Source organism: Paraburkholderia sp. CHISQ3 (assembly GCF_030464945.1).
GTDB classification, from domain to species: Bacteria; Pseudomonadota; Gammaproteobacteria; order Burkholderiales; family Burkholderiaceae; genus Paraburkholderia; species Paraburkholderia megapolitana.
Genome location: NZ_JALPRG010000027.1, coordinates 1 through 2,482 on the forward strand (window position 1 = coordinate 1; position 2,482 = coordinate 2,482).

The window sequence follows — 2,482 nt, forward strand, 5'->3', positions numbered from 1 at the left end:
TGTTGATGTCCGCGCAGAACTGACCCACTAGAGCCGCAAATTTTCATCGAATTTTGACCCACGTGATTGAATGTCCTGCTCAATCTTTGAGCAGGGGATACAAAGGTGATCACGGTGGGTATATTGGCCAAGATCAGGCGGATGTATTTCCGCGAGAAGGTCCCGCTGCGCGAGATTGCGAGGCGTACGGGCCTGTCCCGAAACACGGTGCGCAGCTGGCTGCGGCAGACCGATGCCGTCGAGCCGAAGTATCCGAAGCGCGTCAGCCCGAGCGTCATCGACGACTGGGCCGCACAGCTGGCGGGTTGGCTGCGTGCCGACAGTCATCGCCCGAAGCGCGACCGGCGCACCGCCCGCTTCATGTTCGAGGCGATCCGCGCCGAGGGTTACGCCGGCAGCTACGGCCGCGTGAGCGCGTTCGCGAGGCGCTGGCACGAGGAGCAGGCTGAGGCGCCTCGCAGGAAGGCCTTCGTGCCGCTCGCCTTCGAACCCGGCGAAGCCTTCCAGTTTGACTGGAGCTGCGAATACGCTTTTATTGGTGGGCTGCGGCGACGCCTGGAGGTCGCCCACGTCAAACTTAACTCCAGCCGCGCGTTCTGGCTCGTCGCCTATCCCACACAGAGTCACGAGATGCTGTTCGATGCGCACGCCCGCGCATTCGCCGCGTTCGGCGGCGTGCCCCGGCGCGGCATCTACGACAACATGAAGACCGCCGTGGACAAGGTTGGTCGCGGCAAGGAGCGTGCGGTCAACGCGCGCTTCGAAGCGATGTGCAGTCACTACCTGTTCGAGCCGGAATTCTGCAACCGGGCAGCCGGCTGGGAGAAAGGCATCGTCGAGAAGAACGTTCAGGACCGGCGACGCCAGATCTGGCACGCAGCAGCGCTACGGCGCTGGGAAACGCTGGAGATCCTGAACGAATGGGTTGCCGCCCAGTGTCGCGACGCGTGGCACATGCGGCACCCGCAGTGGCCCGAGCTGATGGTCGAGGACGTGCTGCAGGACGAGCGCACCCGGCTGATGCCCAATCCACGGCCGTTCGACGGCTACGTCGAGCAGACCCTGCGGGTCTCGTCGACCAGCCTGATCCACTTCCAGCGCAACCGCTACAGCGTGCCTACCGAATACACGAACCAGCTGGTAAGCGTGCGCTGCTATCCGGCGTACCTCAGCGTCGTCGCCGACGCCCAGGAGATCGCACGCCACGAACGCAGCTTCGAGCGGCACATGACCTTTTACGACTGGCGACACTACATCACGCTGGTCGAGCGCAAACCCGGCGCGCTGCGCAACGGGGCTCCGTTCATCACGATGCCGCAGCCGCTGCAGCTGTTGCAGCGGCACCTGCTGAAGCACCCGGGTGGCGATCGCGTCATGACGCAGGTGCTCGCAGCGGTGCGCGAACACGGACTCGATGCCGTACTGCTCGCCGTACAGGCTGCGCTGGATTCAGGACGCCCCAGCGGAGAGCACGTCCTGAACGTGCTGAGCCGGCTGAAGGCGCCCGTCGCGGGTGCCAGCCTCGCCACGACGAAACTCCAGCTCAAGGAAGAGCCCGCGGCCGACGTGAGCCGCTACGAGGCGCTGCGCGCCAACCCACCGGAGGATCGTCATGTCTAACGATATCGCGGCTCAGCTCAAGGGCCTCAAACTACACGGCATGGCGAGCACGTGGCCGGAACTGCTCGCACAGTCGCGTCACACTGAATTCGAGCCGGAGCGCTTCATGAAGCAGCTGTTGATGGCTGAGACCGCCGAACGGCAGGTACGCTCGATCGCCTACCAGATGACCGCTGCGCGCTTCCCGGCCCACCGCGACCTGAAGGGCTTCGACTTCGCGCAGGCGCACGTTGACGAAGCACTGGTGCGCGAACTGAGTGAGCTGTCGTTCCTCGAAAGCGCGCACAACGTCGTGTTCATTGGCGGCCCCGGCACCGGCAAGACACACCTTGCCTCAGCGATCGGAATCGAAGCCGTACAGCGCCACGGCAAGCGTGTGCGCTACTTCTCAACCGTCGAGCTGACCAACGCCCTGGAGCAGGAGAAATCCACCGGCAAACAAGGCCAGATCGCTCACAAGCTGATGTACGTCGATCTGGTCATTCTTGATGAGCTGGGCTATCTGCCGTTCAGCCAGACCGGCGGTGCATTGCTGTTCCATCTGCTCTCAAAGCTTTACGAGCACACGAGCGTCGCGATCACGACCAATCTCAGCTTCGGCGAGTGGGCGAGCGTGTTCGGGGATGCAAAGATGACGACAGCGCTGCTGGACCGCGTTACCCATCACTGCCACATCGTCGAAACGGGCAATGAATCGTGGCGCTTCAGGACCAGTTCTGCCAAGGCGAAGACAACAAGAAAGAGAGCAGCAAAACCAGCGGGTAACGAAGAGTTATCCACACCGCAATAGATGTACTACGCTGTCTCGGGGTGGGTCAGATTTAGATGAAATCGGTGGGTTAAGACTCGGTGGAAATCAACA

The 2,482-nt window shown here is 62.6% G+C and carries 2 protein-coding genes; both read left to right on the plus strand.

Translation table 11 applies throughout. The features are described 5' to 3' along the window. Positions 1 to 114: 114 nt before the first annotated feature. Positions 115 to 1,620 carry an IS21 family transposase gene (gene istA / locus M0D65_RS33020; protein WP_266256195.1) on the plus strand — a complete coding sequence of 502 codons (1,506 nt, stop codon included), beginning with the start codon at positions 115 to 117 and terminating at the stop codon, positions 1,618 to 1,620. After that, on the plus strand, positions 1,613 to 2,410 hold the full coding sequence (gene istB / locus M0D65_RS33025; RefSeq protein ID WP_266256194.1) for an IS21-like element helper ATPase IstB: 798 nt from the start codon (positions 1,613 to 1,615) through the stop codon (positions 2,408 to 2,410). The genes istA and istB overlap by 8 nt, the downstream gene beginning before the upstream one ends. Positions 2,411 to 2,482 lie beyond the last annotated feature (72 nt).

Coding starts and splice junctions, on each gene's coding strand:
- istB (WP_266256194.1), top strand. CDS start 1,613: ATGTCTAACGATATCGCGGCTCAGCTCAAGGGCCTCAAACTACACGGC.